This is a genomic window from Coprococcus sp. AF99-45 (assembly GCF_027663865.1).
Lineage (GTDB): Bacteria > Bacillota > Clostridia > Lachnospirales > Lachnospiraceae > Allocoprococcus > Allocoprococcus comes.
On record NZ_JAQDGZ010000041.1, the window covers coordinates 1 to 5,838 of the forward strand.

Here is a 5,838-nt window from a genome sequence, read left to right on the forward strand (position 1 = left end):
GAAACAGCATTGATGTTTATACCTCTGTTGGCTATATGCTCCGCATTGACTGTTGGGAAGCTGAAAAGGACTTAAAAACCACATCAGGATCAGACTGTGCATTAAACGCACTCGCCATTGATGATCCTCTTGAATATGCAAGATTATATCTTGATGGAAATTTGCAGATGTGGGTAGATGCGGAAGACTCATTAGATATTTTTTAATTTTTAAACAAATACAACAGTTTAAATAACTATTAGCTACAATATTTCCGGAAAATTCATCATGAGATAAAGTTGGCTGGGTAATTTCAAATCTTTCCAAAAGTTTACACCCGCACTTTTCTCCATCCGACAGCATCTGTACAATTTCCAGCCGGTTCGCATCGCCCAAAGCCTTGCATATCAAAGCCACATCCATTGCATTCATATTGACACCTCACATTGATCATTGTCTATGTTCAATATAATATATACATAGATATTTGCCAATGTATGTGTTTTAAAAAAGAGAATCAAGTTTTTGATTCTCTTCATACATTCATTATAGCTTTTATCATCCATTTTATTTGCCCCAAACAGCCGCTGCATTCGACCTTACAAGCAGTTCTTCCACAGGCAGACCAATCGGACAAATATCATGACAAGATAACGACTTCCCGCATCCCTCAAAATATTTCTTCTTATATTCAGCAGAAATCTCATTCAAATGAGTGCTTTCCTGTTCTTCATTCAGAATCCGAAATGCGTTGACTGCAGCAACAGCGCCTGCGAAAGTCCCATTTGCAGAGAAGTTAGGACACACTTCAAGGCAGCAGCCACACATCAGACAGCGTGCCGACTGGTATCTCGGTTCATGTGTCCACGAACTCATATAAGCTTCACTTTCAAGCCAAAGGTTCAGTTTTTTCAAATTTTCAAACAGATTTGACCGGTCAACGATCAAATCTCTTACAAGCGGAAATTTGCTTAAAGGTTCCAAGGTGATTGTAGAACCTTTTAACATATGTAGAAATGTAGAGCATGCCAGCCTCGGACGTTCGTTAATCAGCATGGCGCAAGCCCCACATTTTCGCACCATACAGCTACATTCCCAACTGATGGGAGTAACTATAGTTCCTGAGTTATCTTTCAAAGGAGTTCTACTGTTCAATTCCTTTAGAACAGTGGCAACAGAGCTGTTTTTGCTTCCGTCAAACTCAAATTCCTGCCAATAACTATCTGATTTCTGACTCTCCTGCCGCCTGATTTTTATTTTATATACCAAGTGAATCACCGCCTTTCTGGAACAGGTACAAAGGAAATCTGTATCTGCTTTCCATCAAATCTGGCTACCGTTGTTTTAAGGTAATCATTGTCATTGCTCTTCGGATAATCCTCCCGCCAGTGTGCACCACGGCTTTCTTTTCTTGCAAGAGCACTCTTTAGAACTGCCATGCCAAGCAATGGAAGATTTCCTGTCAGCGCTTGTACCGTTTGAATCCCATTTAACAACGTATTCTCATTTCTGACAACGCCCATAGTCTCCTGCATCACTTTGTTTAATTGCTTTATTTCTGAAATTTGAGACGCTGGTGGAAAATCTATCTGTGTCGCACAAGATAGATCTACTACATCTGCCTGTTCGCATGCTGATTTTGCCGCAACACGTCCTCCGTATAACGCTCCTAACAGAGAATTTCCACCAAGACGGTTGGCACCATGATATTGGGCACAGCATTCTCCGGCAGCGTAAAGATTCTGAATCGGCGTTCTGTGCTGCTCATCCACCAGAATACCTCCCATAAAATAGTGAATTCCCGGTAAAACAGACACCGGTTCCTTTCGTATATCTTTATGCAAATAGGTCATACAATCGTCTGCCAGACCAGATAGCTTATTTGAAATAATCTCCTCCGATATTTCCGTCATGTCAAGAAATACCTCTGATTCATGGCTGACCTTCCATATCTCTCTGGCGGTAATATCTCGTGGCATCAGATTTCCAAGCTCCGGGTATTTTTCCTCCATGAAATACCATTGTTTTCCATCTTTCATGGCAAACAACCTGCCACCTTCCCCTCTGGCCGCCTCGCTGATGAGCATGCGTTTTCCACCACATTTCACAGTTGTCGGATGATACTGGATCATCTCGCCATTTGCCAGAGGAACACCAAGCCGGAACAATTCTGCGGTGACTTCTCCTGTATTGCTCAGCGAACCCGTTGTATTTCCAAACAATCCGTGCATACCACCGGTGGCAACAATAACCGCATCCCCCGGTAATTCCACAGTCTCCTGACTGTATTCATCCCTGATTACGCAGCCACAACAAATATTGCCACACAGACGAAGTGTTAGGAAAGAATGATGGCTGAACCGTTCTACCATACCAAATGCTTCTTTCCTGCGAACAGCGTCTATCATAGCTGTCATGATCTGCTTCCCGGTATCGCTCTGTGCAAAAGCAGTCCGTTTCTTTTTCTGCCCGCCAAAATTTCGCAGATCCACATCATCATAGCCACTCATGTTAAATTTAACTCCAAGTTTTAGCAGCCAGTGCACCAGCTCCGGTGCTGCCTGTGTCATTCCCCAAACTGCATTTGGATCTGCCAGACCACATGCTGCCTTTATTGTATCTGTAAAATGTTCTTCGGGACTGTCGTTTTCATCTTTTGTATTCAAAGCTGCGTTGATACCGCCCTCCGCCATAACAGACTGTGCCCGCTCTGACGGAAGGGAGGAAACCAGTTTTACATTGCATCCATTTTCCGTTGCCTGCAAAGTCGCTGAAAGTCCTGCCAGTCCAGCACCTATAATAATAATTGTCTTACTCATAGATATTGCCACCCAATATAATAGAAAATAACTGCGCCCGCTATAAACAGAAGGAGCACCGAAAGAATCAAATAAATATCACCCCTTCGTTCTTTATAACTGATGATTCCCAGCGATACGAGCAATGGGCGGATATTGATAAAAATATGAACAAAGATTGCCACCACGAACAAAAGCTGAGTTACCATCTTTACCGTTGTAAAAGGGAACAAAATATATGTCCCATTCTGCACCTTTCCAAACAAGCCAATATGGAAGAACAGCAGGATCAGTATTGCCAGCCCACTGGCTCGTCTCGCCCAGAATATGGCGTTCTGTTTCAGATACATTTTTCCGGATTGCTTCGCTGTCTGTAAACTCTGAACTGTCAGGATGACACCAATCACCGTATGCACAACAAGAATACCAACACCAATCCATGCAAGAAGTTTCCCTGCACTACTTCCAACTCCGTTCAGCATAAAGCTTCCCATGATTCCATGAATCATAAAAATGAGAAGCATTAAAACAGACAAAATCGTATTCCATTTTCTCATAAATTCCCGCTCACCTCATTTCTTCGCTGTCCATGATCATATAGTCCATCTGTGATAACGTTGTAACGTCAATAAAATCATCCGATGCCAGGAATACATCATACTTTCCACTTACCACTCTTGATAGCATCATTGTGTTACTGTACTCTTTCAGATCTACGGAAAAACCGGCCTGTTTCAATCTGTCACAGAGTTTCTTAGCATAACTGACAAGCGGATAATCCGTCTCAGATACATATAACCGAAAACTAATGTCCGTTTTCATGAGATCTGTTTCATTTGTTTCCGAATCGTCCAGTGCCAATTCTTTTAATTTATTCCGGGTGTTCTCGTTGTCGAGACCATCTGACATCATATTAATACTGAGAACATAAGAGCCTTCCAACTGTGCGGAGGCTTGAGCCGCCTTTTTTGACTTCGGTGTTGCTCCTGTGACTGCATCAATCATAGAAGGCGGTGAATGTAAAATGGCACCAAAACCTACAAGAAAAACAATCGTAACAACTAACAGAATCAGTTTTCGTTTCACATTCCCACCTCATTTCCTATTCTTTCAAAATTCTCATTGCGTTCAAAACAGCAATTATGGTAACGCCTACATCACCAAATACAGCTTCCCACATTCCCGCAATACCAAGAGCGCCAAGAATCAGGAACACACTTTTAATCCCAAGAGCAATCACTATATTCTGCATGACAATCTGTTTTGTCGCTTTTGCTACTTCAATCGCGTCCACCAGCTTAGACGGTTCATCTGTCATCAGAACTACATCTGCTGCTTCAATGGCCGCATCCGAACCAAGCCCACCCATTGCAATACCAACATCTGCACGGGCAAGGACAGGAGCGTCATTGATACCATCACCAACAAAAGCCAATTTGCTTCCCGGTCTCTTTTTACTATCTAAAAGCTCAACCTTTTCCACTTTTTGGTCAGGAAGCAGCTGTGCATAATATTCATCCAACTGCAATTCTTCTGCAACGGACTTCCCAATTTTTTCATCATCACCGGTAAGCATGACTGTTTTTTCCACGCCGATATGTTTCAGGTCAGAAATTGCTTTTTTACTGTCCGGCTTCACTTCATCTGTTATCAAAATACATCCTGCATATTGACCATCTACCGCCAAATAAACTTTTGTACCTGCGTTTTCACAGGTTGTGTACTCTATACATTCTGTATCCATAAGTTTCGTATTGCCAGCAAAAACTTTCTTTTCCCCTGCCATTACACTGATTCCATATCCTGAAATTTCCTTATAATCAGAAATCACTGACTGATCAATTTCTTTTCCATAAGCAGCAAGAATGGATTTTGCAATAGGATGGTTAGAAAAACTCTCTGCCTCTGCCGCATACTCCAGAACCTGTTCTTTTGAAAATCCATTTGCAGGCAGAATATCAGTCACATTGAAAACACCCTTTGTAAGTGTTCCAGTTTTATCGAACACAATAATGCTGACATTATTAAGCGCCTCTAAATAATTACTTCCTTTTACAAGAACACCTCGTTTAGATGCCGCACCAATACCTCCGAAGAAAGTCAGCGGGATTGAAATAACCAATGCACATGGGCAAGATACCACAAGGAAAACAAATCCTCTGCGAATCCACTCTGTCCAACCTCCACCAAGAAGGATCGGTGGCAGAATTGCCAGAATAGCTGCTAAGATTACAACAACAGGAGTGTAATAACGTGCAAATGTAGTAATGAAATTTTCTGTTGGTGCTTTTCTACTGGACGCATTCTCCACAAGATCAATAATCTTTGAAGCAGTAGATTCACCAAATGCTTTCGTTGTCTTAATCGTTAAAACACCCGTCTGATTCATACAACCGGAAAGTGCTTCGTCTCCTTTATGAACGCTTCTCGGAACCGATTCTCCAGTTAAAGCCCTCGTATCCAGCATAGAATCTCCATCCAATACCACACCGTCTAATGGGATTTTTTCACCAGGCTTTACAATAATAATCTCGCCAATGGCAACACTTTCAGGAGATATGGTAATCAATTCTCCGTTCCTTCTGACTGTAGCACAATCCGGACGTATATCCATTAAATCTGATATAGATTTTCTGGAACGCTTAACAGCCAATGACTGAAAAAATTCACCTACCTGATAGAATAGCATAACAGCAACTGCTTCTGGATATTCACCAATGACAAAAGCCCCAATCGTAGAAACACTCATCAAAAAATGTTCATCAAATACACGCCCCTTTGAAATGTTCCTCACAGCCTTCCATACAACATCTCCACCAAGAATAACATAAGAAACAATGAGAAAAGCTAACTCGATAGGCAGTGGCACTTTCGCAAAAACAGTCAATGCCATACCAATGGCATAGATTGCTGCACCAGTCGCTAAACGAACTGTCAACTTCTTATCCTCATTGTTATAGGATTCATTGGCCTCCTGCTTTTTTTCCGGTATATAAGATTCCTGTACAATTTCAGAAACTTCCACATCTGGCTCATGGCTATGAACAATCGTTTCAATCTG

At 41.9% G+C, this 5,838-nt stretch carries 6 protein-coding genes and 1 pseudogene; 1 reads left to right on the top strand and 6 read right to left on the bottom strand.

All coding sequences use genetic code 11. From position 1 onward, the window contains the following. Positions 1-206 (top strand): DUF6061 family protein (locus PGR14_RS15640; RefSeq protein WP_270204077.1); only part of this gene is annotated, 206 nt, incomplete at its 5' end. 61 nt (positions 207-267) lie between these two features. Here the strand turns inward: PGR14_RS15640 and PGR14_RS16340 are convergent. The 6 genes and pseudogenes from PGR14_RS16340 to PGR14_RS15670 form a co-directional block, all read right to left on the bottom strand. After that, positions 268-411 (bottom strand): annotated as a pseudogene (locus PGR14_RS16340) (ArsR family transcriptional regulator); the annotation flags it as partial. A gap of 135 nt (positions 412-546) precedes the next feature. After that, the gene (locus PGR14_RS15650) at positions 547-1,257 is read right to left on the bottom strand and encodes a succinate dehydrogenase/fumarate reductase iron-sulfur subunit (protein WP_330377146.1); all 711 of its coding nucleotides are present in this window, start codon (positions 1,255-1,257) and stop codon (positions 547-549) included. Continuing rightward, complete coding sequence (locus PGR14_RS15655) at positions 1,254-2,798, bottom strand: FAD-binding protein (protein WP_055297048.1); 1,545 nt, start codon at positions 2,796-2,798, stop codon at positions 1,254-1,256. The genes PGR14_RS15650 and PGR14_RS15655 overlap by 4 nt, the downstream gene beginning before the upstream one ends. After that, complete coding sequence (locus tag PGR14_RS15660) at positions 2,795-3,334, bottom strand: hypothetical protein (RefSeq protein ID WP_055297046.1); 540 nt, start codon at positions 3,332-3,334, stop codon at positions 2,795-2,797. The genes PGR14_RS15655 and PGR14_RS15660 overlap by 4 nt, the downstream gene beginning before the upstream one ends. 10 nt (positions 3,335-3,344) lie before the next feature. After that, the gene (locus PGR14_RS15665; RefSeq protein WP_055297044.1) at positions 3,345-3,863 is read right to left on the bottom strand and encodes a DUF6921 family protein; all 519 of its coding nucleotides are present in this window, start codon (positions 3,861-3,863) and stop codon (positions 3,345-3,347) included. A gap of 16 nt (positions 3,864-3,879) precedes the next feature. Further along, positions 3,880-5,838: heavy metal translocating P-type ATPase (locus tag PGR14_RS15670; protein WP_270223700.1), on the bottom strand; the 1,959-nt coding region annotated here is incomplete at its 5' end.